The sequence below is a fragment of the Bowmanella dokdonensis genome (assembly GCF_017254865.1).
GTDB classification, from domain to species: Bacteria; Pseudomonadota; Gammaproteobacteria; order Enterobacterales; family Alteromonadaceae; genus Bowmanella; species Bowmanella dokdonensis.
Genome location: NZ_JAFKCV010000345.1, coordinates 1 through 294, shown reverse-complemented (window position 1 = coordinate 294; position 294 = coordinate 1). Strand labels below are relative to the sequence as shown.

Genomic DNA, 294 nt, shown 5'->3' with positions numbered 1-294 from the left:
GGACTGAAAATGAAACAATTTTTAGTGTACTGGGCGGTAGCACGCGAACCGGGGCGTGGGTTGTGCCCACTGAGATCACCAGTGTCAGTATTATGGGAGGCTCTGAGCTGGATTTTAGTCAGGCGGTATTTACCAGTCAGCAGGTAACCATCAGAGTGTTTTGCCTGTTTGGTGGTGACAATATTTATGTGCCGGAAAACGTCAACGTGGTATCCCGGGCTTTCTGCATTCTCGGTGGCAACACCATCGATCTCCCCCCGGTTATACATAGACGCCAGGTACCCACTATAGTGA

1 protein-coding gene is annotated in these 294 nt (G+C 50.3%); it reads left to right on the top strand.

The window, feature by feature from the left end:
* Window positions 1-62 precede the first annotated feature (62 nt).
* Window positions 63-294, top strand: a 232-nt coding sequence (locus tag J0A66_RS22875) for a LiaF domain-containing protein (protein ID WP_338143951.1), incomplete at its 3' end; no start/stop codon positions are given.